The organism is Mucilaginibacter sp. SJ (assembly GCF_028993635.1).
In the GTDB taxonomy this organism is placed as follows: domain Bacteria; phylum Bacteroidota; class Bacteroidia; order Sphingobacteriales; family Sphingobacteriaceae; genus Mucilaginibacter.
Genome location: NZ_CP118631.1, coordinates 3987901 through 4012974, shown reverse-complemented (window position 1 = coordinate 4012974; position 25074 = coordinate 3987901). Strand labels below are relative to the sequence as shown.

Below are 25074 nucleotides of genomic sequence, written 5' to 3'. Positions count from 1 at the left end.
CATGACCTTATCCCGCAAATCAATTGTTTTTTGGCTCTTTATTTTAGGCCCTTTAACCACCTGTGCTTTAGTACCGGCGGATACTTCCAGTAAAAAAAATTCCGTACCAATAGCTGCACCTGGTTACCAGATCAGCGACTATGCATCCTATTTAAAAGAGGCTATCACCTGTTTCAGGCAAGACAGCATTGATAAAGGAATGATGTTACTATCCAAAAGCATTAAAAACATCACCTTACAAAAAGGTGTAACGCGGATCATGCCCTATCAGGGTTATGAAGTTTTTAGCCTTGTTAAGGATATTGCCGATAATAGCAATCTTTCGCCTGCGGAAAAACAACTGGGGAAAGATTTTTTTAAACTGGTATTCACATCACAGCCCGGTGATAAAAATGCCGATAAAATTTTAGACGGCTTTTTAAAAAATGCTCCTAATACCGTTTTTGCTAAACGATTAAAATTACTTACCGCGTCATTTAAAGGAAAATCGGCTGTGGGCACTGAATTGAACCGGTTGCTAAAAGACAGTCCGGAATTGATTTCGGCCAACACAATGAAAGCAGAAATGCTGTTTGATGAGCATAAATACCGGGAATGTATAACGTATTGTGATCAAATATTGGCGGTATGGCCACAGTATGCCCATGCATACCAGATGCGGGCTAAGTGCTATTATAATCTTGATGAGCTTGACAAGGCGGTAGCTGATTACAACCAGGCCATTAAATTTTTCCCGGGCTATTTTGTACTTTATTATGACCGGGCCGACTGTCTGATCGACCTTGAAAAATATAAGGAAGCAGCAACTGATCTGCGATTGACGTTACAGTTAAAGCCCAATTATAGTTGGACTTACTACAACCTCACCCGGTGCTACAGAAATATGGATATGCCTGATAGCGCCCTTTATTTTATCAATCAGCATATCAACCAAAACACCGACGATGGTGATGGTTATAACCTGAAAGGCGATATTTACTGCGACAGAAACGAATACGAAACAGCTATTAGTCTTTACACACAGGCCATCAACCTGGAACCCGACCGACGGACTTTTTATGTTGATCGCGGCGACGCTTATTATTACGCAGATAAATTGGATGATGCCATAAAAGATCTCCAAAAAGCTATCAGCATTGATAAATCATATCCTTTTCCATACGACAGGATAGGCGACTGCTACTATCAGAAAAAGCAATATGAAACAGCCATAACTTATCATCAGAAAGCAGTAAAGGCCGACCCGACCTATAAATACGCCTACGTAGGGCTCAATTTAAGCTATACGCAATCGGGTAACTACCTGGCAGCTATTGATGCCGCCAAAAAAGCAATAGCTATTGACAGCACTTATGCCAATGCCTTGGGTAACCTGGGGTGGTCATGTTATTGCGCTGGTAAGTTTGATGACTGTATAAAATATTCTTACAAGGCGCTGAAATACCAGGATGACGCCACTTACGCCATGTTTAATATTGCGCTTGCCACACTTGCAAAAGGCGAAACAGGCAAAGCGAAACAATTATATACAGGTTTTATAAAAACCTGCAAAGAAAAGAACTATGAGATAAGGGATGGTGCCACCGACGATTTACGGGAACTGATCAGGAAAAAAGTATATGTAGAAGAATCAAAATTTATAATTGAACATATTTTTGAGCAAAAAGTAGAGTGACCAGAAAAATAATTTCCCTGCAAACGTGTTAAAATCACCAAACCCGCACATTTTTTAAACAATTAAAAACCTACTTTAGAGTTTTTGTACTTATAAACTATTACTGAAAGTATTAATGATAAACAATTTTCCGCTTAAAAAGCTTGTGCTGGTAGCCGGGCTTTGCTTACCTGTGTTCACTTATGCGCAGGAGGCTCCAAAAACTAAACCTAACTGGCAAAACCTTGATCTTAAAACCGATTCTGTATTTGGGATCAGTACCGAAAAAGCATACAACGAACTGTTAAAAGGCAAAAAACACGTTACCGTGCTGATAGCCGTAATTGATGGCGGTATTGATGTTGATCATGAAGACCTAAAAAAGGTGATCTGGAATAACCCGAAAGAAACCGCCGCGAATAAAAACGATGATGATAAAAACGGCTATGCTGATGACATGCACGGCTGGGATTTTATAGGATCGGCCAAGGGAGATGTACATTATGATAACCTGGAGCTAACCCGGCTGGTACGGATCAACAACGCCCGCTTTGCCAATGTTGACAGTACTAAACTTACCGGGAAAGACCTTGCCGATTTTAAAGCATACAGCGCTATGAAAGCCGATATGGATAAGCAGGTTGCCAAAGCACAGCAAACCTATACGGTGATCAATAAATTCAATACCCTGCTTGATGGGGTACTGACCAAGCTGGGCAACCAAAACCCAAGCCTTGATGATATCACCAAATTTGAGCCTAAAGATAATGGCGAGGCCTATGTTAAACGTGTATTGGTAAGCGCCCTGCCTTCGTTTAAAAATGTAGCCGAGTTCAGGGAGAAAGAGGTAAACGGCGGCTTAACTCACTTTAAAGAGCAGTTGGATTATCACCTCAACCTTAATTTCAATTCGAGGGACACCGTGGGCGATAACTATAACAATGCTAATGAGCGTTTTTATGGCAATAATGACGTAACCGGCCCGGATGCTGATCATGGCACCCACGTTGCCGGGATCATTGGAGCGATAAGGGATAACAACCTTGGTGTTATGGGTGTGGCCAATGATGTAGCTATCATGTCGGTACGTACAGTGCCTACCGGCGATGAACGCGATAAGGATGTAGCAAACGCTATTCGTTATGCTGCGGCTAACGGTGCTAAAGTCATCAACATGAGCTTTGGCAAAAGTTACTCGTACAATAAAAAAGCAGTTGACGAGGCAGTAAAATTTGCGTTAAGCAAGGATGTGTTGCTTGTACATGCCGCGGGTAATGACAACAACAACACCGAAGTTGAACTGAACGTCCCTAACCGTATTTATGAAGATAAAAGCGGTATAGCCGGTGCCTGGATAGAAGTTGGCGCGTCGGGCCCTAAAGACGATGAAACGCTGAAAGCATCTTTCTCCAATTATGGCAAAACCAGTGTTGATGTGTTTGCACCGGGTGTGGCCATCAATTCAACCACACCAAAATCAGCCTATGCCGAGCATGATGGTACCAGTATGGCGGCACCGGTTGTAACCGGCCTGGCGGCGCTCATCCGTTCATATTATCCAAAATTAACGGCTGTACAGGTTAAGGAGATCATCATGAAATCGGTAGTGAAAATATCACATAATGTAGAGATTAAAGATGGGGAGACAAAAAAAGAAGTTCCGTTTACCGATCTTTGTGTAACCGGCGGCGTGGTTAATGCTTATAACGCGCTTCAGCTGGCTGCCACTTATTAAGTTCAAACCATTTTATGAAAAATACCCTCCGCCTGATACCGGTTTACACGTTTTTACTGGGCATATTTTTAGGTTTTACCACCTCTGCCCAAACAGTTGTAACCAAGGTATCAGGCGGATGGATTAAAGGTATCGAAGAAGGGCCAACCCTGGTGTTTAAAGGCATCCCGTATGCTAAACCACCGGTTGGCCCTTTGCGCTTTATGCCCCCACAGCCAATGGCCTCGTGGAAGGATACGCTTTCATGCGAAAAATTTGGAAGCCCGGCATCACAGGGCGGCGGCGCAGGTGGACTAAAAGGCAGTGAAGACTGTCTATCTTTAAACGTTTATACACCAACAACAGCAAGGGATGCCAAACTTCCGGTACTGGTATGGGTACATGGCGGCTCGCTTACAGGCGGCTCGGGTATGGGGATGAACGGCCACGCTTTTGCCGACGATGACAGCGTTGTTACCGTTACCATTAATTATCGCCTTGGTGTTTTCGGCTTTATGTATTTGGGCGATGTAAACAAAGCTTACCAATCATCCGGAAATAATGGCCTGCTCGATCTGATCATGGCGCTGAAATGGATCAGGCAAAATATTGCGGCGATGGGCGGCGATGCCTCGAAGGTTACCGTCATGGGCGAATCGGCAGGCGCTAAACTCACCAGTGCCCTGTTGGCAACACCGCAATCCAAAGGCTATTTCAACCAGCAGATTTTAGAAAGCGGCGCCGTGCAATGCATCCGGGATTCTGTTACCGCTAAAGGCATCAGGCAGCGGCTAATGACCGAGCTGGGAGTTAGCAAACCCGCCGACCTCCTCAAAATCTCCGCCGAAAAACTTATTGCAGCACAGGCAAAAGTCAGCAATGGGGCACAGGGCACCAACTATTTTGGCCCGGTGATAGATGGCGCGGTGATTTCGCAGGATCCATATCAATATATCCTCAAAAACAGAAATGATAAAGTACGCTTCCTGATCGGTACCAATAAGTTTGAAAGTAAAATGTTTATGAATTTTGATAAACGCCTCAACCACCTCGACAGCACGGTGCTATATGGCTGGTTTGGTGATAATTACCGTTATATTTTATCGAATTTTGAAAGTGAGGCTAAAAACGGCAATGCAGATAGCGCTGCCATAAAAGTACTCACCCAATACATGTACCAGATGCACAGCTACCGGCTGGCTAACACATTAGCACAGGCAGGCAGCCACGTTTGGATGTACCGTTTTGATTACAAGCGCGATGGTACCGGTGCAACCCATGCCGATGAATTAGGCTATGTTTGGTTTTTACCTAAACAAAACAATTTTAACGATACAGAACTAAAACTGGCTAACCAAATACACCAAACCTGGATAAACTTTATAAAAGGCAAAGCTCCGGGCCAGGTTAATGATAAGCAATGGCCTCATTTTGTAGCAGGCGAAAATAATATCATGGTTTTTGATACCGTTTCGGGGCCAACGCAGCTTAACGATATTTACAACGACAGGGCCCATCCTTCTTCCTGCTTTGTACTGAAATAATTGCCCTGGATGCAGTTTAAAATGGTTTGATAAAATCTTATTGAAAAAGCCGTCATTGCGAGGACGAAGCAATTAGTCTCACCCAACCCTCTCCGGAGGAGAGTACTTTAAACGCTTTTGAAGTCTTTCCTTTCGGGGAGAGCTTTAGAGTGGGTAATTGCTTCGTTCCTTATAATGGCATGATTGTAAGCTATTGATTATTAAGTATATTTTTCGATTGATTTTATAGATTTGGGCGTTGCCTGCGGCCCGGGCTTTACGTTACAAGTCCTCGCTTTTCCCGCCCGCAATCCCAACCCGCGCTGTGGGCTTTACACTGCAATCCCTAACGCGGCCCCACACATAATATCCCTAAAATATATTTTACATGCCATAACGGCTTTTTTCAGGTTGCCTTGATGCTTTCTCAATGATGCGTTTCATCTGTTTTTTAACAGCTCTTCGGGTTTATTTGACAAGCGAATAGGCATGCAAAGATTATAATCCGGGCTTTGTGTTTATTCGAGCGGCTGGCATTTGTAGCCATAATCTTTAAGGATGCCCACAACCAATGGCAATGAAACCTCCGGGCCCTCTATCCTCAATACTTTATCACAATCTTCCAGGTCAAAATTTACACTGCTGTTTGTAATGCGTTTTTGAAGCAGGCCCACCAATTTTGCGGCCTGCGCCGGATCCTCAACATTTGTTTTAAAAACCTCGACCATTAAATTAATAGTTGTTTCCATTGCTGCGGTTGATTGATGTTATACATTGATAAGGAATACTTGCACCGGCTCCGGGTTAAAACCGGTAGCTGATCCCCGATTCGACGGTAAAGCCGGTCTTTTTCAGTTCGACCAGGGGAACGCGTTTGTTCAGGTCGTTAAATGGTGCCCAGTTAACTTTTTGATCTTTATTGTATAAGTCAAGCTGCTGCACAAAATTGTAACCTCCGCTTATTTGTACCGAAAAGTTTTTAGCCAGCTGGTAATTATAAAAAAGCGTGTTTTTATACTGCTGTACCTGTAAATAATTTGACCCTGTTTTTTTCGACAACCGGTATGAGCCCCCGCCAATGCCAAAGTCGCTGCTGAAACCAATGATACTTTTATCGTTGAGCTGGTACTTTAATTTTTCGGAAACGGGCAGGGTGCCGCTAAGGCTTAGTTTTTCGCTGATCTGCCATTCTATCCCGATAACCGGCAGCAGTATCGTACCAAAAAACTGCCTTGAATAACCCGCACCCACAGCGTAGGAAAAGTTTTTAGACTTACGGATCTTGAGCATGGCAAAGCCCGAGTATAGCATGTCTTCGCCCGAAACATCTTTCAGGTCGGATGATAAGGTAGGGATTGCTGATACCAGCAGCGCGTACTTTGCAGAAAACGATTTTTGAAAAGTGATGGGTACCGAAATAGAATAAAAATCGGTACCGCCGAATGATTTTCCTGTTCCGGATAAGGAAAGCCCGCTGTAACTGACGCCGGCAAGTAAAAAATCAAGCTTTCCGTCCCTGAAATTATTTATCAGCGGTACGTTGACCGAAGCATTCACTTGCCTGATGTTCATGTTTTTATTTTTAACGGTAAACGGCGAGTAGGAGTAACCGGCATCAAATGATCCGATTTTGGGCTTAAATACTGAATCGGCATTGGTTGCCGTTTTTTGCTGGGCGCCTGCAGTAAATTTAAACGAAATCAAAAAGATAACAAGATAGATCAGGAATGTTGCTTTCATAGCATTTGTGTTGTTAAGACGATTATTAAAATTTGTCTCTTAAACACGGCTGAAGCATTTTACCCTCATTGCTGTTGATGATATTTTTTAAAAGTGGATTTGGATGGGTGGGGTAGTTCGGGCTATTTTTTATTAATAAACGGATATCTTTCGGCCAGGGATATGGTTAAGCAATTGAAGCCCAGTTACGGAAAACGTTAAAGCACCACAACCTGTCAGCATAAGAAGAGATTAGTGCGAAAAATTGATTATTAGTTGTATTAGTTTATTACGGTCTTTTGCGCTCATAGCGGGATATACTGGTAAATAAACAAGATTGTCTAATGCTAATTCTTCAGGTTTGGGAACGCCGCCCGCCTCGCTCAACTTGATTAAGCTTGATGCTTTTTGCGAAGCATCAAAACCGTTATTACGCAAGTGTTTGATCAGTGCATCCGGATTATGGGTTTCAACAGGCATCACCCAGTAAGAATGCCTCTTGTTGTCAAAACCAATTTTATAATTATCGGGGATCTTTGATAAAATATCTTTAGCTAATTGGATCCTTTTAGTAATACTATTTTGATCAAAGTTAGCAAGTTTTTTTCGGAGCAGCCTTTGATTTGGAGTGGAAGGCCGATGCCGGATCTGTCTAAAAATATCGTTGCCGGGGAAGCCCTTTGTAAAGCCACCTAATACCTGTTCAAAGTCCTTTCCCAAAGCCATTACTAAATTATAAAACCCGGTATAAATAACTTTATTGGTGAGCAGTTTTACAAACAGCGCTTTAAAAAGCTTTTTAAAATAGCCTGCAGTGCTTTGTTGATGGTAGTGCCCATTTTGCGCAACAACCTCAGCGTACAAACCCGGGTCTTTTATTTTGATCATCGCCCCGCTAATAGCCGTATTGGTTTTAATAAAGCCAAAGCTAAACATCACTACGTCTGACGCGGGATTCCCGCTATATAAATTACCGGCATATGCTTGTGCGCAATCCTCAAATATAATGAGGTTATGCTTTTTTGCTATGGCAACTATCGCTTCAATTTCCATGATACCGCCAAAAAGGTGAGTGATCAGTATGGCTTTTGTTGCAGGTGTAATTGCCGCTTCCACCTGGGCCGGGGACATATTTAAGGTATACTTATTAACCGGGATGGGAACAAGCGTTAATTCGTACCAGTTAATTATGGCGAACATATCCGGGATATTGATATCAGTAACAATCATCTCGAAGCCCGGCGGAAAATTCAAAGCATTTAATACCAGATCGATTCCAGTTCTCACCGAGAGGCAAACCATTTCGTTAGTACGTTGATCAACATCCGGCCCTGGTGAGCGAAAGCGATCAGTAAGGCAGTAATAAGCGCCTTCAACCAAATTCTTATAGCTGATATATAATTTACCTCTGGGTATCATGTTACATTTATATACGCGGCTATAATTATAATTGAAAGTAATGATATATTAGCGTATTGCCAAGACCATCCATGCGCCTGAAACAAAAACTACCTGTAACCTATCTGCTATTTACTTTTAACGGCCGCTTATCAAAAGGAGCTTTTTGGCTGGCTTCCCTGTTTTACTGGTGCACTTTTTACGTGTTGTACAACTTGTTATTGCTTGCTGGCGAAGGTGCTACGTTTATCCTATATCCTTTATTATTCTGGATCATTATAGCTACTTCTATTAAGCGCCTGCATGATCAGGGCTATTCAGGCTATTGGCTGTTTACTGTTTTAATACCCGTGCTTGGGCCATTATGGTTATTCTGGCGGTTAGGTTTCAAAAAAGGGGATTATACGACAAACCTATACGGCCCGGTACCCGGGTCGGCGCCCGATTATTTGAAAAATGATGAAGGTAAAGAGATCTCCCACCTTAAAACAGATGAGCGTATTATTGACGATGTAACCCGGCTGAATCCCGTTTTGGTTAGTAAAATTGCGCGTCCAACTTCGGTCGAAGAAATCTGCGAAATTGTTAAAAACGCTACCGGCGCTATCTCCGTGGGCGGCGGCAATGGTTACCGAATTGTGAAATTCATTTTCAAACCAGATAGAAGTGATTGATATATGAAAATTAATGTACTTGTGCCGCTAGCATCAATTAAGGGCGTCTGTAATTAATTTATTAACGACACGAATGACAAGACGCTATCTGCTACACAACAACGTTTTGTCCAAAAAAATCTTAAAATTCCGCATTTCACGCAGATTGTGATTGGAAAATCTCAATAAAATTCAAGCAAAGTGTTGTACCTATGTTGTACCCGCAAAAAAAAGGCTTTTAGAAATTAATCTAAAAGCCGGGCAATCAATACGTGGAGAATATCGGAGTCGAACCGATGACCTCTTGCATGCCATGCAAGCGCTCTAGCCAGCTGAGCTAATCCCCCATGATGGGTTGCAAATATAGAGTTTTGTGAATCAAAATGAAATTCTATTGTAATTTATTTTATACTCATCTGCCTTATTACCTTGCAATAGTTAAACTAACAAAGCCCCTTGACCTTGTTATCCGGGGGCTTTATTGTTTATTAACTATTAGCACTTATTGTTTATTCAGTTTCAATACCTGCGAGCTGTTATCGTCGTATTTGATATTTACGAGGTAAATGCCACGGTTAAAATTGCTTATATTAAGATCGGCTTTGTTTTTACCCGGCTGGGCTCGTCCTTTTTGTTTCAAAAGCGATCTGCCAGCCATATTGGTTACAGTAAGCTCATAAGAGACTGCTTTCTCGGCGGTAAAGGCAACTGAGGCGCCGCTTACGGTTGGGTTAGGATAAATGGTTGCTAACGGTTCATTGTTATTGGCTTGTGCCAATGCATCTGCAACGGTAATGATTTTTGTGCGTGTTTTAGAAGCAAAGCACCCATTAATGGCGGTAACTGTTATTGGCCCACTATTATCACCCCATGTTACGGTCAGGACAGGAGTGTTTTGCCCGGAAATTATACTAACATCAGCGGGTACTGTCCATGAATAAATTGTGCCTTCGGGAGGATTTTTTACATCATATTTAACGATACTTCTTCTATTAACTGTATTAGGCCCGCCAACTAATGCCGGATAAGGGGGAACATCATCACTTGAACAGGCCGAAGTAATATATTTTATTCTGGTTTTTGAAACGCCACAAGAATTAGAAGCTGTTACACCGATATTACCACTATTAAGCCCCCATTTTACAGTTAGTACAGGGCTTCCCTGTCCTGATATTATTGTGGCATCAAAAGGGACGGTCCAGGTATAAGTAGCCCCCGGAAGGAAGTCTTTCACCGCATACTTTATTGTGGTGTGTTTAACCACGTCGTTAGGTCCTCCTACAAGTGCAGGATAGGGCGCTATTGGAGTAACTCTGATTGGGTCGCTCGTAAAAACGGAGTTGCTAAAGTTAGTTGCTGCAAATTTATAAGTCCCTGGCAAAGCGTTTTGTATTATTGAGCCTGATGGGGATGAGATTTTAAATTTTGTTACGCGGGCTTTAAATAGCTCGGATGTGTATACTTGTTTATTAGCATCAATATAAAGGCCAGAAAAAGTCTTTGTTTTGCTGCTATCGGGAGTGCCTGCAGGGTAATAATTCCCCCCGGCAACAGTTACGCCATAAGTTGCTCCAGGTGCCCAGCGCTGTATGCGCCTGCCGGCATCTACAACATACACTGTACCGGCCGAATCAACACTGATTTCACCGGGACCGCTCAATTGGTTGGCATTTTGCCCCTGGCCATTGCCTCCAGCTACTGTTACACCTGTTGTTGCACCCGGAGCCCACTTTTGTACACGGTAATTATAAGTATCAGATACATATACATTACCAGCATAATCAATCCCAATGCCCGATGGCTCATAAAGTTGGTTGGCGGCAGACCCTCTGCCATTTCCTCCCGCTACCGTTGTTCCTGTTGAAGCACCGGGCGCCCACTTTTGAACCCGATGGTTCCATCTATCGGTAACATAGATATTACCAAACCTATCTATGCAAAGTGATTGTGGATTGCTAAACTGGTTTGCTCCCGCACCATAGCCATTGCCTCCGGCTACTACAGTACCTGCCGCTGCACCTGGCTTCCATTTGCGTATGCTGCTTGTAAGGTAGTCAGATACGTATAAATAACCGGCATCGTCAATAACAACATCTACAGGTGAGTAAAACTGATTAAGCGCTGTTCCCTTGCCATTTCCGCCGGCCACAGTAATGCCTGAAGATGCGCCGGGAAGCCATTTTTGCACACTTTGACCTTGTACAACATACAAATAGCCCTTATAAAGGTATATGCCTTTAGGGTCGTAAAGCTGAGTTAGGTTTTTGCCCCCGGCAACAGTCGTCCCAATGGACTCATATCTGCCACGGGCTTCTATTAAGGCTGCATCACGGTACCATTTCAGTTCAAGGATCCCCCCTGAAGAAAATGTACCGGTAAGCGTACTACCGGCGCAGGTGTCGCCTGTTAAAATCGCTTTGGGCGGTGTACCTTGCGCATTTACTTGCAAGACACACCCACAAAAAAGCAGCATTAGATTTTGCAGGAAGAGCTTTTTCATAAGGTTAAAATTAGGCTAAAGGAATATAAGCAGTTTGTGATATATAAAGATATAAAATCGGGGTGCATTTTTGCGATAAATTCTGGTTAATTATTTGTTAGCCAGGTTTTTATATGTTTTCAAATTTTACTTAAGGATAAAAATAATCACATTGGTGATAAATTATTAATCAGCAGTAAATTGAGTGGAGGGGAATTAGTGGAATTGTTAAAAAAAAAGTAAAGCCCCTGATGGGCAGGGGCCTTTACTAACCAATTATAAACCTAAATTATGAGAAGACTATTTTATGTATTGTGTTATTTTTAATACGGTGTAAAAGTAACACTAAGTTTTGATATCCGGAAAATATATTTTGTAATTGTTTTGTAAGTTTTATCAATTACACTGACATCCGGTATCTTATTGTCAAAAATAAGAATAAAACATTATTAATTTACTAATTTTTTCAAATTATTTGATAATAATCATTTATTCATTCATCTTTAGTTAAAAAAGACGTGATTTTATTTACAAAGTTTACAAAAATTTAATTTTAAATGATTTTTTAAGGAAAATCACGATTTAAAACCGCATTAAAATTAAATTTCCAGACCTCTAACATGTTTAAAGCAATATTATCGCCAGTTTTTCCTTATAAAAACACAAAAAAGTGCCTTTTTCCATGCCTTAATACTGCTTTTAACCCTTTAAAGAACGATTGTTCGCTAAAACAATTTATGTTCTAAACGCAGTTACATGATAAAAATTACTTTACAAAGGCTTTTTTTTAAAGATGCTTTAACACTTTTGCAGCAAAAAAATACTGCCTTTTAAAATATGTCATCTAAGCATACTGCAAAACAACATCCGCATCTTACGCCATTAACTTTATGGATCATGACCATAGCTACCGGTTTGGTGGTAGCCAATATATATTACAACCAACCCTTACTGGCCGATATGGCGCACACTTTTGGCGTGAGCGATAAAAAGGCGCAGCAGATATCGCTTTTTACACAAATTGGCTATGCTACAGGCTTATTATTTATAGTGCCCCTGGCTGATATGCTTAAGCGTAAGCGCCTTATTTTGATAGATTTTGTACTCATGATCATATCATTAATAGCAAGCGCCATGGCACCATCAGTAACCATACTTATGATTGCAGGATTTTTGGTGGGTGTATCATCCATAATTCCGCAATTGCTGATCCCAATGGCGGCCCACTTAGCCAAGCCACATGAACGGGGGAAGAAGATTGGCTTTGTAATGAGCGGCTTATTAATCGGTATTTTGCTATCACGCACATTAAGCGGTTTTATAGGCGAGCATTTTGGGTGGCGAAGCATGTTTTATATAGCTGCCGGGTTAATGTTGCTCATCTGGTTCATGATATTTTTGTTTTTGCCCGAAATTGAACCCGATTATAAAGGCAATTACGGTAAATTGATGAAATCATTGATCCATTTAGTAAAAACCCAGCCTAAATTAAGATTGGCAGCATTCAGAGGAGCCTTATGTTTTGCCGGTTTCAGCGCATTTTGGACAACGCTGGTATTCCTGTTAAAACAGCCGCAATTTAACGAGGGCAGTGCCGCAGCAGGTATGTTTGGCCTTGTTGGCGCTTTCGGCGCGGTAGCCGTTGGCTTTATGGGCCGCCTGAGCGATAAAATGGACGCATACAAATTATCAATTTATACACTTTCGCTTATCCTCATCTCCTTTATTGTATTCTATTTTTCGAGCCATAGTATAATCGGGCTCATCATCGGGGTTATCCTTTTGGATATGGGTGTGCAGGCAACGCATATCTCCAACCAGTCTATTATTTTTGCATTGATCCCGGAAGCCCGCAACCGTATCAATACAGTGTACATGGTGTCTTATTTTATAGGCGGGGCTTTAGGCACATTCTTCGCAAGCTTGGTTTGGAAAAACTACGGGTGGAATGGGGTGTGTGCTATTGGAGCTGCCTTATCAGTAATAGTGATCATTGTGCATTTGTTAAACTACAAAAAATCGTCCGCTACTGCTACTGATGTTCGGTAACGTATACCTGTTTATCTGCTTTGAATAGTTGCCTGCATTGAATTGATCAAAAAAAGTAAAAATTTCTTCTAAAAAAACCCCGCTGTATTACAGCCATTTACATTTTATCGTAAAATAAATCTGAACTTTTAATGACGTTTTTTGCCGTTCGATAAAAGTTTGGCATTGATTTAGATTGTTACTTATCAAACGCAGTTGTTATGAAAGCAAAAGACAAAGCGGTTAAACCTGAAGAAGAGAAAGAGTGGGAAAACCCTGTGGAACCGACAAAAACTTCAGACCCACGCGATGAGGAGCAAATATTAAGGCAATATAAAGAAGCTAAACGCCGCCACGATAACCTCACCGAAAACGGGGACGAAAAAAAGAAAGACTAAAACGACGAAGCGACATTAAAATATTAAAAAACATCAAAACCTACAACATGAAAACGCAAAAACAAACATCAACTACCAAACTAATAGCAAGTTTTGATAATGCACTTAAAAACATCATCATGAGCGACTTGAAAGCTATCAAAACTAAAATGCCCTATTTAACGCCGGCAGCTTAAACTCAATATAAAAAAATCACCTACACTACATCTACCTATGAAAGCATATAAACCAACACCCGCAATAACTAAATTACTTGCACGTTTTGATGCCGAATTATTAGAACTGTTGAGGGAAGATCTGAAAAACTACAGGGCTAAAACCCAGTTCCTGAGCAACAACAAGCAGGTAGCAGCACAGCAAACGCTGTCTGCCGCTTGATCAACATATATACATCTACCTATCGAGTACTAACATCACCTATGAAAACGTGGAGCCCTGCAAAAAACAGGGCTCTATTTTTTTGTAAAGCCGGGCAAGCTTAATGCTATCTTTGTATAATATTAAATAACAATATATTAACACTTTGGTCACCTAAAGGAAATGCCTGAAACGGTTATTTGGGATCAAGCGGCAGGCGAATGGCCGATGCGGTTAAACATCATATTGCACCATCTATTTACGCGTAGTACCGTTAACCGGGTGATGAACAAATCCGTTACGGTCATATTGTCCTGCACGAGTAGGAACTAAAGACTGATTGTCTGTATGGTGTATTGTTATCTGTAAAATTACATACTCTTATATAAATACAAATTATGGACCAGGTTAATTATCCCATAGTAATAATTGTAGTTATTGCTGTTATTATTTTGCTGGTTTGGATCATCAGGCGTAACCAGAAAGACGAAAAAAAGCTGGAACAGGATATCATTCAATCTGAATTAAAACCGGAAGAAAATGATGATAAAGAGATAGAAACCTGAGCTTGTCGTTAAAAGCAACCTGGCGAAATAGCATATTCCAGCGTCATTGCGTATAACAATAATGGTCTTTTACTTTAAGAAAGTCGCTGAATTTACTATGATTTCCTATCTGCTTCAGTATATTTAACAATTAACCCGGCTGTTTTGGCTGATGCCCCCGGTTGCCCCATGCGCACATCAAGCCCGTCGTAATTATCGAGCATGTTTTGGCGATAGGTTGCATCATTGACAATCAGTTTTAACTCTTCACTTATCTTGTTAGCCGTACACTCTTCCTGGATCAACTCCTTCACTACCGCTTTATCCATGATCAGGTTAACCAGCGATATAAATTTAAGTTTAACCAGCATGCGCGCTATGGCGATGGTTAATTTCCCGCCTTTATACACCACTACCTGCGGCACATTAAACAGCGCGGTTTCAAGTGTTGCGGTGCCCGAGGCTACAATAGCTGCATGGGCATGATTCAACAGATCATATGTGCCGTTGAATACAACGGGGATCTCCGCTCCGTTCAAATAAGGTACATAATAATCAGCCTGGAAAGCCGGTGCACCGGCAATTACAAACTGGTATTCAGGAAAGTAGGCCGAAGCCCGGATCATATCGGGCAGCAGTCTGCTGATTTCCTGTTTGCGACTGCCGGGTAACAGTGCTATAATTTTTTTTACGCCAAGTTTATTTTTTTGCAGGAAATGAGGGTCAGGATTAAATGCCGAAACCGCATCAAGTAAAGGGTTGCCTACGTAATCAACATCCATTCCCCACTCTTTGTAAAATGCCACCTCAAAAGGCAATATGCAAAATAGGTGGTCAACAATGCGTTTGATCTTTAACACCCGCTTCTGGTTCCAGGCCCAAACTTTGGGCGAAATATAGTAGTTAACCGGCATGTTGTTAGCTTTGGCGTATTCGGCTATTTTGAGGTTAAAGCCGGGAAAATCTATCAGGATCAATACGTCGGGATGGTAAGCCGAGATATCCTGCTTGCATGATCGCATATTTTTAAGAATGGTTTGCAGGTTGGCAACCACTTCAACAAAGCCCATAAAAGCCATATCGGCATAATGCTTTACCAGTGTGCCGCCCTCGGCCTGCATCAGGTCGCCGCCAAAAAAGCGAAATTCAGCATCAGGGTCAAGCGATTTGAGCGCTTTCATCAAATTAGCCCCGTGCAAATCGCCCGAAGCTTCGCCGGCTACCAGGTAATATTTCATTATAAGGATTGCAATTTAAAAATGAATATGGCCAGCATAAACAAAAGCGAGATCATGGCAATGCCGTTTCCTGTTTTATCGGCCCCTTTACCATAAAAATAACGGATGATAAACAAATTGATAGCAAAAGCTACAAAGTAGGGAATGCCCGGCTTATGCATGAAAACCAGTTGATTTTTAAGCAGAAATCCAAAAACAAACAGGCTAACACCTGGCAGTATAGCGCCGATGAGCAGGCCTAAGGATACGTCGTTTTTGTTTAGCATAATTACAGGTTGAATTTCCAGTTATTTAAGTAAGGGATAACGTGGTGTGCAGTCATATCAAACTGTACCGGCACAACCGAAGCATAACCCTGTTCCAAAGCCCAGACATCGGTATCCTCGCCGCCATCATTTAGCTGAAAAACGCCGGTAAGCCAGTAATAAGGCCTTTTATGCGGATCAACACGTTCATCAAACTCTTCGGCCCATTTGGCGGCCGCCTGCCTACAAATTTTAATGCCTTTAATGTGTTTAGCATTCGGGAAGTTTACGTTCAACAAACTGGCTTGCGGCAAACCGTTGGCCAAAACCTGTAAGGCCAATCCTTTTACAAACTTAATACAGGGTTCAAAATCGGCCTGTAATGTATAGTCATCTAACGAAAAACCTATAGATGGGATCCCTTCGATAGCTCCCTCAACCGCAGCAGACATAGTACCTGAATACAACACATTAATAGAGTTATTTAAACCATGATTAATCCCCGACACGCAAAGATCTGGCTTTTTACCTTTAAAGATCTTGTTAACTGCCAGCTTCACGCAATCAACCGGAGTGCCTGAGCAGCGGTACATTTCAATGCCCTCGTAAATGTCAACCTGGTCAAGCCGCAAAGGTTTGCCTATAGTGATTGCATGCCCCATACCCGATTGCGGGCTATCCGGAGCAACTACTACAACGCGGCCAATTTCGGCCATGGCATCCATCAGGGCTTTGATACCCGGAGCGGTAATGCCATCGTCATTTACAACAAGTATGGTTGGAGAAGCTTTTTTCATTGTGCGAAATTAGTTATATTTGATTTATGCTGACGGCTGATAAAAAAAAGAAATACACTGTGGAGGATTACTTGATGCTTGAGGAAGGTGCGCCGTTTCAGTTGATCAACTATGATTTAATTATGTCGCCGTCGCCTATCCCGATCCATCAACAGTTATCTGCTAAAATTATCCGGTTGTTGTCTAACTTTTTAGACAGTATAAACGATAATGGATTTCTTGTAAGCGCACCAATGGATGTAAAATTTGATGATGGCAATGTACTTCAGCCTGATATACTTTATATAAAAGAAGGCAGGGTTGCCGACCTTGTAAAAGACAGGATAGAAGGAGCCCCAGATTTAATCATCGAAATCCTTTCTCCTCCTACTGCTTACTATGATTTAAGGCAAAAAAAGGATGTTTATGAAAAATACGGCGTAGCAGAATATATCATTATAGATCCGGTACAGGAAAATGCCGATATGTATAAGCTAACTCATGAAGGTTATAGTTTAGAGCAGAAAGCGCTTAAAACAGAAAACCTAACTTCAATAGTAATTCCAGGTTTTAAACTGGAGCTTTCAAAATTATTTAAATAAAAAAAGCCCCGTCCCCGGAGCTCCTCAAATTTTATAAACTGTTTATCCACTTCACCAGCTCATCGCGGGTTTTGCCCGTTTTTTTCTGGAGCCTGCCAAGTGTTTCATCGTCTTTACCTTCCTGCCAGGCAAGGTCGTCGTCGGTAAGGTCGCCGTAGGCTTGTTTTATTTTGCCTTTCAACTCGTTCCATCCGCCTTTTATTTCTAACTTGTCCATAATGTTTTTTATTTAGATGTATCAGGATAACGAATGGGACGGAAGGATGGTTTGAAAAAAAGCCAAAAGCAGAATGCCGAAAGCTGAAAGCCCTGGAATGGTTATCAAAGCTACTTAACTAAATCTCAACCCTAAGCCCGGATCGTGGTTTAGTATGTATTTTCCGTCACTAAATTCCGGCATTACATAAGGGTTATTGCTTACTAAAAAGGGGCCGTCAAGGTCAACCCAATCTGCTTGCGGGGCAATGGCTAAACCTGCTAAAGCGGCACAGCTTGTTTCGGTCATACAGCCTATCATGATCTTCAGGTCAAGCTCGCGGGCTTTGTCGATCATCCTTTTAGCCTCATGCAATCCAGCCGATTTCATGAGTTTAATATTGATCCCGGTATAAACACCTTTAGCTTTCTCCACATCTTCAAAACGCTGAACGGCTTCATCACCTATAATGGGGATGGGGCTGCGTTCGGTAAGCCAGGCATTACTGTCGGGATCAGTTTTGAGCATGGGTTGTTCTATCAATTGTATGCCTTGTTCGTGCAACCAATGGGTCATATCCAAACTCTGCTGCAGATCTGTCCAGCCCTGGTTAGCATCTACATAAAGCGGCACATCGGTAACCGAGCGAATGGTTGTGATCAATTCTTTATCTGTATCGCGACCAAGCTTAACTTTAATCACCTTAAAACCCTCCGCCTCTTTTACCTTTTTGACGATCATTTCGGGCGTATCAATACCTATAGTAAAACTGGTAACCGGCATCAGCCCAGGTTTGCTTTCTAATAATTGCCAGCAGGGCTGTTGTTTTAGTTTGCCATCAAGATCATGCAGCGCAATATCAATAGCAGCTTTAACCGCCGGATTACCAGGAGCAATGCTATCAAGGTAATTGACGATCGCTCCAAAATCAAAAGGGTAACTAAACCGGCCAATATCAACCTTGCTCAAAAATTCGGTAGCGCTCTGATGGCTTTCGCCCATATAAGGCACCATTGATGCCTCACCGTAACCGGTTTTACCCTCATGGCTGATCTGCACCAGCATAACCGGGGTAGAGGTACGCGAAAATTTGGCTATCGTAAAAGCATGCTTCAGCTGAAGCTCGTAGGGTTGATATGTCAGTTCCATGTTAAAAACCAAAGCTAAAATTTTAGTATGAAAATCGTGCTTATCTTTGCGGCCATGCCGGCACAAATTTATTCACCGTTCACTAATTTCAATTTCAGCAACAATAAATGTTTCCTTACAGGGCAAAACCTTAATTCGCCCGAGGAGCAGATCCAGGTGTTTCCGCAATGGCTCATGGGCCGTTATGAACTGGAAGATAAACCTTTTAAGTTGCTCGACGAAAGCATGGCAACCTATAAAGATCTGAAACTGCCCTGCACTGCCGAAGTTAATGAGCTATACCTTGAACCGCTCGAAAACGAAATTGCTGCTGCTTTTGATGCCGGCTATGAAGCTGTAAAAGCACTTGACGAGGATAAGCTATTTCTGTGGGCGGGCAAATTGTTGTACGGAATAATCTTTAACGAGATCCAGGCTGGTATAAAACTACAGCACTCGCAGGGCGAGGAGTTTAATATTTCGCAATCCATTATCCATAAATTCAATAACCTGCATATGATGCTGCAAAGCCTCAATCTACCTGTTGAGTTTGATGGTTTTAAGCCGTATAGCCTGGTATTATTTAAGGTTGATAATGCTGAGAATGTTTTTGGCTATCGCGATGAGATCAATACGCTTACATTTTCATTAAGGATTAAAGACTTTGGGTTCATTCTGTGTTTACAGGACAACGGCGCCAACGCCCGTTATCATAAAGAAGCTTTGGATAAAATTGGAGATAATATATTGCACCCCATTCAGTTTGAAGAATTGAACGCCCGCTTCTTTTACTCGGCTTATTTGTTTAACCGCCTGCCTGAGTATGATATTTTCCATATTGGTGACACCATATCCTTAGAAGCCCTGCCCCTGCGTGGCACAAGCAGCAAGCCGCTATTTGATGACTGGATGAACAAAACCTACGGGCAGGTACTGGAAAACTTTTGGAAAAATTGGGGGTTCCTGCTGTTAGAGATCATCAGGAACCCCGAAAAACCTATGAGCTATTTGTTTAATGCCGATGGGGATTTTATTAATGGCCAAGATTTGAAACTGCCATTGTAATTTGCTGCCAAAAATCGGGCAAAATTTCATGGTGAAATAGAATGGTGATCATCAAGCCGCTCAGTGCGCCATAAAAGTGCGCGTCATGGTTGATCTGATCGCGCGAATATTTTGACGCATAATGGCAATACACCAAATATAATACGCCAAATATTACTGCCGGGATAGGAATTGGTATAGGCAATATCACCATCCGGGCCAGCGGATTATATAATATAGCACTAAAAATAACCGCACTTACAGCGCCCGACGCACCCAAACTATAATAGCTGTAATGATCCTTATGCTTAAGTACCGTTGGCATATCGCTCAATATTAAACTTATAGTATACAGTATGGCGAATTGAACGTGCCCCAGTACCGGCTCGAGCCCAAAGGCAAAAAAGTAATACGACAGCATGTTGAAAAACAAATGCATCCAGTCGCGGTGAATAAGCCCGCTGGTGATGATGGTGTGGATATCCTTTCCGCGCGAAACGGTGTAAGGATGCAGCATCATGCGGCCATAAAGGTTATTATTTGAAAAAGCTAAAAGTGAAGTAATGATTGTTATTGCAAAAATGATGCTGGCCACCGGGGCCGTGTGTATAATTTCCATTTATTTAAGATCGAGTTTAGTATTTGTTAAAAGCCTGCCTACCGGGTAGCGCATAAAAGTTTTTTCAAAGTAAGGCGAATTGCGGTAAACAAAGAATAATTGCGCCCCGGCATTTTTGGCCAACTGCGGATCTTTTGATTTGGCATCATCCAGTTTTTGTCTAATCGATGGATCCTTTTTTAGCAGATCGGCGGCTATATCTTCAAAAACATAGTCCGAAAAATACTCTTTTTCGCCCAGCACCGAATCAAAAAAGTTCCACGCAAAAAACGAGTCGACACCTTGCGGTTCCAGCGTTTCCACGATATAACGGTTTATTGGCTGATTAGTATACACCACGTAATCGCCGGTATAGAATTTAACCGGCATATCCACCGGGTTTAGTTTTACGCCGGTATGCAGGTAATGGCCCTCAAATGGCCGGGCCGGTGTTTTCAGATCGGCTATATAATACATTTGCAGGTTAAGCGTGGTGTCATGCGCCAGTTGCTTCATTTGCACTCCGTTCAGCTTAAACAGGTCAATCACCTTGCCCCATGCCTGCGGAATTACGTAAGCTACCGGCTTATCGGCGGTTGCGGTAACTTTATAAGTGTTGTAATATCTTATGGTTTTTTTATAGGGTTTATTGCGGTCATAATACAATCTTGGCAGTCCGCTCACTTCACTGGTTTTATGGCCGGCTTCATAACCTTTAAAGGTGATGGTATCAACCTTACTGTTATTAACCGCCCAGCTTAAAGCAAAGTTTTTTTGCTGTGTTACTTCTTCATCGGCCTTGCGTTTCAACTCGCCTATCAGTTTAGCATCGCGCTGGTTAATTTCAATAAGATGCTGCATAAAATCATAAGTAGCATATACACGCTTGTCAAAAGGCTTCAGCATATGTGTTTCGGTAATATAGCTGATGATATTATGCTGTGCGGCAAAACCGGTAGCAAAGCGCGGGGTTTCCAAAAAACTTACTATGCCCGAATCAGGCAATCCTTCTTCGCCTGCACCATAGGGGATCATCTCGTACCCGCTCTTTTTCATTTTGCCGTACAGATCTGGGGTAAGTGTCTTAGTAGTATATTCGGCCAGGATGGGGTTTTGCTTTTCCTTCTGGGTTTCGATGAGCGTCATCACATATTGATAGTCGGCACCATCGCTGGTATGATTATCTAAAAAGATTTCAGGTTTCCAGGTAGTCAGGATCTGTGTAAAGGCTAATGCATTGCGGCTATCGGCCTTAATAAAATCCCGGTTTAAATCAAGATTGCGATAGTTACCTCTGAAACCGTAGGCTGATGGGCCGTTCTGGCTTACACGGCTCAGGCCGCGGTTAAGATTACCGTCGATATTATACAGCGCTATAAGGCAAATCACCACATCTTTTGGCAACGTGTTGTTTTTAAGCAGATCTCGCACCAGCATCATGCTTGCATCAATGCCCTCCGGCTCGCCAGGGTGAATGCCGTTGTTGATAAGCAATACCCTTTTGTTTTGTTTTTTGATCACAGCCGGATCAAACACCTTGTCTTTTGAAAGGACCACCAGTGTCAGGGGTTTGCCCACATCGGTTGTACCATAGTTAATAAGCTTCATTTGCTGCGGATACAGCTTGTTAAGCTTTTGATAGTAATCGATTACCTGGGCGTAGGTTGCGGTATAATTTTTATCCTTACTTAGCTCAAATGGGGTAAGCTGGGCTTGGGCAGATAAGGCAACGAAACAGGCAATAAGGGCAGCGAAAACTATCTTCATAAGTAAATACGTTGCTCAAATATAGTTTAAGAATGCCAATTAGATGTGCGGCACACAATAATATTACTGATCGGGCGTGGTACCCCAGCCGTCGAACTCACAATCAAATTTATAACCAAGGCTACACATCTGGCTAATCCATGAAGCTATAACCGCATCTTGCATTTTTACTTTAGCAGACCAGCCGGTAATAATGAATAGATTTTTATCCCCTTCAGAAACGCCATATTTTACCTGGTAGTTTAAATTGGATAATTCCTGCGCAAATGCTCCGGCCTTTTGATAGGTATTGGTGTAAAAGAAAAACTCAAGCATCAGTTCCCTGTCTTCGTCAACATTTAACGCCCTGAGCTTTTCCATAAGTACCGGCAACATGTTAAGCTGTATTGCCGATTTTTCACTGAATGCTTCTTCCGATACAAATTGTCCGTTATCCTTCTTACCGAAAAAACTGAATAGCCCCATGAGTATAATATGAATTTGCTTATAATACAGCTATCTCCGCCTGCACTTTCTTCGGCAGGCTTTTAACCACTTCATTGTATGAGTGGTCAATCATTTCGCAAAGTTGTTTTCGGGTAAGAGCGCCGTTCATTTGCACGGTGTTCCACATTTTTTTATTCATGTGGTAACCGGGCTGCACTTCGGGGTAGCGTTCACGGAGTTCAACAGCCCATTCAGGATCGCATTTAACATTGAACCTGTCGCCGGTTTGTAAACCGGTTAACAGAAAGATCTTTTCGGCAATTTTAAAAACCAGGGTATCCTCACCAAAAGGGAAGCCTTCCGTTGCACCCGGCTTTTGCAAACAATAATCACGCAGTTCCTCTATATTCATCGTCTGAAGTTTCTGACCAGCTTGGTATAGGATACCGTATTGCCAAAATTATATTTAAAACCGATGCTATATTGAACAAACTGGTCGGCCGCGTTGTTTTTGAAAATCTGGGGGTTGTCATTGTATCCGTCAAGCCCTTCGCCAAAAGTATAGCTATGTTGTATTCCTAATGTTATGGTGTAACCTACCTGGTCATAGTCATCGTAGATCTTAAATTCATAACCAAACCTTAGCGGTATCATCAGGTTAGTACTTTTATCTTTCCCCTCGAAACCTCTTGTTTCGCCAACCGGCCCATGATTTTCATATCCCGGCGGGTTTGAACGCTGCACAAAAGCCATTTTGTTTTTTATCGCACCGATGCCCGATCCTATATAAAAGTTTTTAAGTACGTTTAAAACACCACTGTTATCGTAATCAATTATTTCTCCCATCTGCAAATCAGCACGAAGGGCAAGTGCCAGGAAATTATTTTTTGATTTACGGCCAAATTGATCCGTGGCTGGAGTAAGCCCTCCGCCTTCAATGGTCCCAAAATGAAAATCGAGGGCTATCGGTACATACGGGCTGTAGTTATAGGTTAAGTTAAGCGTGCCGCCCGGGTGCCAAACCTGCTTTTTAAGGTCATCATAACCGCGTGCGTAATTGACACCTCCGCCAAAGCCCCATTCATAATAGTTGTAACCACTTTGGGCTTTAGCCATAAACGTGGCGCAAGCCAAAACAAAAAGTAGAAAATATTTTTTCAATGTATAATTTTAATCAATATTTACAACTGGAGATGGCATTAACCACCGCCCAAATTTCTACTAATATAAAAGCTTTATATGAATTTTAGCTCATTCATTAAGTTCACAGTAGCCGAACGCTTCTTGCGCTATGTTATCATTGATACGCAATCAGACCCTTCTTCGGTTTCGTTTCCATCAACAGAAAAGCAAAAAGATCTTGGCCGGCTGCTGGTTGATGAACTGTTGGCTATGGGTATAGCCGACGCGCATTTGGATGAGTACGGTTATGTTTATGCTACTATTCCGTCAAATACTGATAAAAAGGTACCCGTAATTTGCTTTTGCTCGCATATGGATACCGCGCCCGATTGCAGCGGAAAAGATGTAAAACCAATTGTACATAAAAATTACCAGGGCCAGGATTTAATATTGCCTGATGATAACACCCAGGTGATCCGCATGGCCGAGCATACCGATCTGAAGAACCAGTTGGGTAACGATGTTATTACAGCCAGCGGCACCACGCTGCTCGGCGCCGATAATAAAGCCGGTGTGGCCGAAATAATGGATGCCTGCTACCAGCTCATCAGCCATCCCGAAATAAAACATGGTGATATCCGGATCCTGTTTACGCCCGACGAAGAAGTTGGCCATGGTGTTGACCATGTGGATATTGCCAAATTGGGTGCCTTTGCCGCTTATACTATGGATGGAGAAAGCGCGGGTAATATGGAGAATGAAACTTTTTCGGCCGATGGCGCAAGGCTTACCATAAATGGTGTAAGCTCACATCCGGGATTTGCAAAAGGCAAAATGGAAAGCGCCATTAAAATTGCCGGACAAATTATTGCCGCCCTGCCTGATGAACTTTCGCCGGAACATACTGAAGGAATGCAGGGCTTTGTGCATCCGGTAGGTATGGAAGGGCATGTGGAAACCGCTTCTATCGATTTTATAATCCGGGATTTTGATGAAAATAAACTCGCAGATCATGTTGAGGTTATCCGCCGAACTGCTGTTGATGTATTGAAGAAATTTCCGGGCTCAACGTTTGATATTGCCGTGAGCCAGCAATACCGCAATATGAAAGGTGTGCTTGATCAGCACCCGCAAATTGTGGATTATGCTATGGAGGCCATTAACCGCACAGGCTTAACAGCTAAGTTATGCAGTATCCGGGGTGGTACCGATGGTTCAAGGCTTTCGTTTATGGGCTTGCCTTGTCCTAACATTTTTGCAGGCGAACATGCCTTTCACAGCAGGCACGAGTGGGTATCAATTCAGGATATGCAGAAAGCGGTTGAAACCATTTTGCACCTGTGCATGATCTGGGAAGAAAGAAGTTAGTATGAAGTCGGAAGTCTTGAGTCTTAAGTTCGAAGTCAAAAAAACAGACTTACGACTCCGAACTTAAGACTTAAGGCTTTTGACCGGGCATTTCTT

Annotated in this window: 26 protein-coding genes and 1 tRNA gene; 12 read left to right on the top strand and 15 right to left on the bottom strand. The window is 42.3% G+C overall.

Going from position 1 to position 25074, the window contains the following annotated elements:
- Position 1: 1 nt before the first annotated feature.
- The 3 genes from MusilaSJ_RS16255 (at position 2) to MusilaSJ_RS16245 (ending at position 4912) form a co-directional block, all read left to right on the top strand.
- A complete protein-coding gene (locus MusilaSJ_RS16255) occupies positions 2-1675 on the top strand; it encodes a tetratricopeptide repeat protein (protein ID WP_274985978.1) in 1674 nt (557 codons plus the stop codon).
- Between the two features lie 115 nt (positions 1676-1790).
- Complete coding sequence (locus MusilaSJ_RS16250) at positions 1791-3389, top strand: S8 family peptidase (RefSeq protein WP_274985977.1); 1599 nt, start codon at positions 1791-1793, stop codon at positions 3387-3389.
- A gap of 14 nt (positions 3390-3403) precedes the next feature.
- Complete coding sequence (locus MusilaSJ_RS16245; protein ID WP_274985976.1) at positions 3404-4912, top strand: carboxylesterase/lipase family protein; 1509 nt, start codon at positions 3404-3406, stop codon at positions 4910-4912.
- A gap of 497 nt (positions 4913-5409) precedes the next feature.
- Here MusilaSJ_RS16245 and MusilaSJ_RS16240 read toward each other — a convergent pair whose 3' ends face one another.
- From MusilaSJ_RS16240 to MusilaSJ_RS16230, 3 genes are all read right to left on the bottom strand, one after another.
- Entirely contained in the window at positions 5410-5640 is a 231-nt protein-coding gene (locus MusilaSJ_RS16240) for a hypothetical protein (protein WP_218117190.1), read from the bottom strand.
- A gap of 55 nt (positions 5641-5695) precedes the next feature.
- Positions 5696-6631, bottom strand: a complete 936-nt coding sequence (locus MusilaSJ_RS16235) for a DUF6268 family outer membrane beta-barrel protein (protein ID WP_274985975.1) — start codon at positions 6629-6631, stop codon at positions 5696-5698.
- 231 nt (positions 6632-6862) lie between these two features.
- Entirely contained in the window at positions 6863-8029 is a 1167-nt protein-coding gene (locus MusilaSJ_RS16230) for a DegT/DnrJ/EryC1/StrS family aminotransferase (protein ID WP_274985974.1), read from the bottom strand.
- 71 nt (positions 8030-8100) lie between these two features.
- Here MusilaSJ_RS16230 and MusilaSJ_RS16225 point away from each other — a divergent pair, with 71 nt between their 5' ends.
- Positions 8101-8682 (top strand): DUF805 domain-containing protein, encoded by a 582-nt coding sequence (locus MusilaSJ_RS16225; protein ID WP_274985973.1) that lies wholly within the window; start codon positions 8101-8103, stop codon positions 8680-8682.
- Between the two features lie 252 nt (positions 8683-8934).
- Here MusilaSJ_RS16225 and MusilaSJ_RS16220 read toward each other — a convergent pair.
- A tRNA-Ala gene (locus MusilaSJ_RS16220) sits at positions 8935-9008 on the bottom strand.
- 155 nt (positions 9009-9163) lie between these two features.
- Positions 9164-11161 carry a PKD-like domain-containing protein gene (locus MusilaSJ_RS16215; protein ID WP_274985972.1) on the bottom strand — a complete coding sequence of 666 codons (1998 nt, stop codon included), beginning with the start codon at positions 11159-11161 and terminating at the stop codon, positions 9164-9166.
- 816 nt (positions 11162-11977) lie between these two features.
- Here MusilaSJ_RS16215 and MusilaSJ_RS16210 point away from each other — a divergent pair.
- The 5 genes from MusilaSJ_RS16210 (at position 11978) to MusilaSJ_RS16190 (ending at position 14489) form a co-directional block, all read left to right on the top strand.
- Positions 11978-13189, top strand: coding sequence for an MFS transporter (locus tag MusilaSJ_RS16210; RefSeq protein ID WP_274985971.1), 1212 nt, complete (start codon positions 11978-11980; stop codon positions 13187-13189).
- 200 nt (positions 13190-13389) lie between these two features.
- A complete protein-coding gene (locus tag MusilaSJ_RS16205) occupies positions 13390-13566 on the top strand; it encodes a hypothetical protein (protein WP_189549084.1) in 177 nt (58 codons plus the stop codon).
- Between the two features lie 47 nt (positions 13567-13613).
- Positions 13614-13742, top strand: coding sequence for a hypothetical protein (locus tag MusilaSJ_RS16200; protein WP_274985970.1), 129 nt, complete (start codon positions 13614-13616; stop codon positions 13740-13742).
- Between the two features lie 37 nt (positions 13743-13779).
- Entirely contained in the window at positions 13780-13944 is a 165-nt protein-coding gene (locus MusilaSJ_RS16195; protein ID WP_274985969.1) for a hypothetical protein, read from the top strand.
- 377 nt (positions 13945-14321) lie between these two features.
- The gene (locus tag MusilaSJ_RS16190) at positions 14322-14489 is read left to right on the top strand and encodes a hypothetical protein (protein ID WP_274985968.1); all 168 of its coding nucleotides are present in this window, start codon (positions 14322-14324) and stop codon (positions 14487-14489) included.
- 95 nt (positions 14490-14584) lie between these two features.
- On the opposite strand, the gene lpxB is transcribed toward MusilaSJ_RS16190, so the two are convergent.
- From lpxB to surE, 3 genes are read right to left on the bottom strand one after another with little or no spacing between them, the layout of a single operon-like run.
- Positions 14585-15706, bottom strand: coding sequence for a lipid-A-disaccharide synthase (gene lpxB, locus MusilaSJ_RS16185; protein ID WP_274985967.1), 1122 nt, complete (start codon positions 15704-15706; stop codon positions 14585-14587).
- Positions 15706-15972 (bottom strand): hypothetical protein, encoded by a 267-nt coding sequence (locus MusilaSJ_RS16180; protein WP_090532473.1) that lies wholly within the window; start codon positions 15970-15972, stop codon positions 15706-15708. The genes lpxB and MusilaSJ_RS16180 overlap by 1 nt, the downstream gene beginning before the upstream one ends.
- Positions 15973-15974: 2 nt before the next feature.
- Positions 15975-16748 carry a 5'/3'-nucleotidase SurE gene (surE, locus tag MusilaSJ_RS16175; protein ID WP_274985966.1) on the bottom strand — a complete coding sequence of 258 codons (774 nt, stop codon included), beginning with the start codon at positions 16746-16748 and terminating at the stop codon, positions 15975-15977.
- Between the two features lie 26 nt (positions 16749-16774).
- Between surE and MusilaSJ_RS16170 the strand changes: the two genes are divergently transcribed.
- Positions 16775-17329 carry a Uma2 family endonuclease gene (locus tag MusilaSJ_RS16170; protein WP_274985965.1) on the top strand — a complete coding sequence of 185 codons (555 nt, stop codon included), beginning with the start codon at positions 16775-16777 and terminating at the stop codon, positions 17327-17329.
- A 31-nt stretch (positions 17330-17360) separates the two neighbouring features.
- Here the strand turns inward: MusilaSJ_RS16170 and MusilaSJ_RS16165 are convergent, their stop codons facing one another.
- Both MusilaSJ_RS16165 and MusilaSJ_RS16160 read right to left on the bottom strand, forming a co-directional pair.
- The gene (locus tag MusilaSJ_RS16165) at positions 17361-17546 is read right to left on the bottom strand and encodes a CsbD family protein (RefSeq protein WP_274985964.1); all 186 of its coding nucleotides are present in this window, start codon (positions 17544-17546) and stop codon (positions 17361-17363) included.
- 114 nt (positions 17547-17660) lie between these two features.
- Positions 17661-18674 carry a dipeptide epimerase gene (locus tag MusilaSJ_RS16160; protein ID WP_274985963.1) on the bottom strand — a complete coding sequence of 338 codons (1014 nt, stop codon included), beginning with the start codon at positions 18672-18674 and terminating at the stop codon, positions 17661-17663.
- Positions 18675-18701: 27 nt separating this feature from the next.
- On the opposite strand from MusilaSJ_RS16160, the gene MusilaSJ_RS16155 reads away from it, so the two are divergent.
- Positions 18702-19718 carry a hypothetical protein gene (locus MusilaSJ_RS16155; protein WP_342457007.1) on the top strand — a complete coding sequence of 339 codons (1017 nt, stop codon included), beginning with the start codon at positions 18702-18704 and terminating at the stop codon, positions 19716-19718.
- On the opposite strand, the gene MusilaSJ_RS16150 is transcribed toward MusilaSJ_RS16155, so the two are convergent.
- The 5 genes from MusilaSJ_RS16150 to MusilaSJ_RS16130 all read right to left on the bottom strand — a co-directional run bounded on the left by MusilaSJ_RS16150 (position 19687) and on the right by MusilaSJ_RS16130 (position 23649).
- Positions 19687-20316 (bottom strand): rhomboid family intramembrane serine protease, encoded by a 630-nt coding sequence (locus MusilaSJ_RS16150; RefSeq protein WP_274985962.1) that lies wholly within the window; start codon positions 20314-20316, stop codon positions 19687-19689. The genes MusilaSJ_RS16155 and MusilaSJ_RS16150 overlap by 32 nt on opposite strands.
- The gene (locus tag MusilaSJ_RS16145; protein WP_274985961.1) at positions 20317-22062 is read right to left on the bottom strand and encodes a M14 family zinc carboxypeptidase; all 1746 of its coding nucleotides are present in this window, start codon (positions 22060-22062) and stop codon (positions 20317-20319) included. It lies immediately after the preceding gene.
- Between the two features lie 63 nt (positions 22063-22125).
- A complete protein-coding gene (locus MusilaSJ_RS16140; RefSeq protein ID WP_274985960.1) occupies positions 22126-22527 on the bottom strand; it encodes a ribonuclease E inhibitor RraB in 402 nt (133 codons plus the stop codon).
- A 19-nt stretch (positions 22528-22546) separates the two neighbouring features.
- A complete protein-coding gene (locus tag MusilaSJ_RS16135; RefSeq protein WP_274985959.1) occupies positions 22547-22900 on the bottom strand; it encodes an MmcQ/YjbR family DNA-binding protein in 354 nt (117 codons plus the stop codon).
- Positions 22897-23649, bottom strand: coding sequence for a hypothetical protein (locus tag MusilaSJ_RS16130; RefSeq protein ID WP_274985958.1), 753 nt, complete (start codon positions 23647-23649; stop codon positions 22897-22899). Before MusilaSJ_RS16130 ends, MusilaSJ_RS16135 begins: the two co-directional genes overlap by 4 nt.
- 78 nt (positions 23650-23727) lie before the next feature.
- On the opposite strand from MusilaSJ_RS16130, the gene pepT reads away from it, so the two are divergent.
- Positions 23728-24978 carry a peptidase T gene (pepT, locus tag MusilaSJ_RS16125; protein WP_274985957.1) on the top strand — a complete coding sequence of 417 codons (1251 nt, stop codon included), beginning with the start codon at positions 23728-23730 and terminating at the stop codon, positions 24976-24978.
- Positions 24979-25074 lie beyond the last annotated feature (96 nt).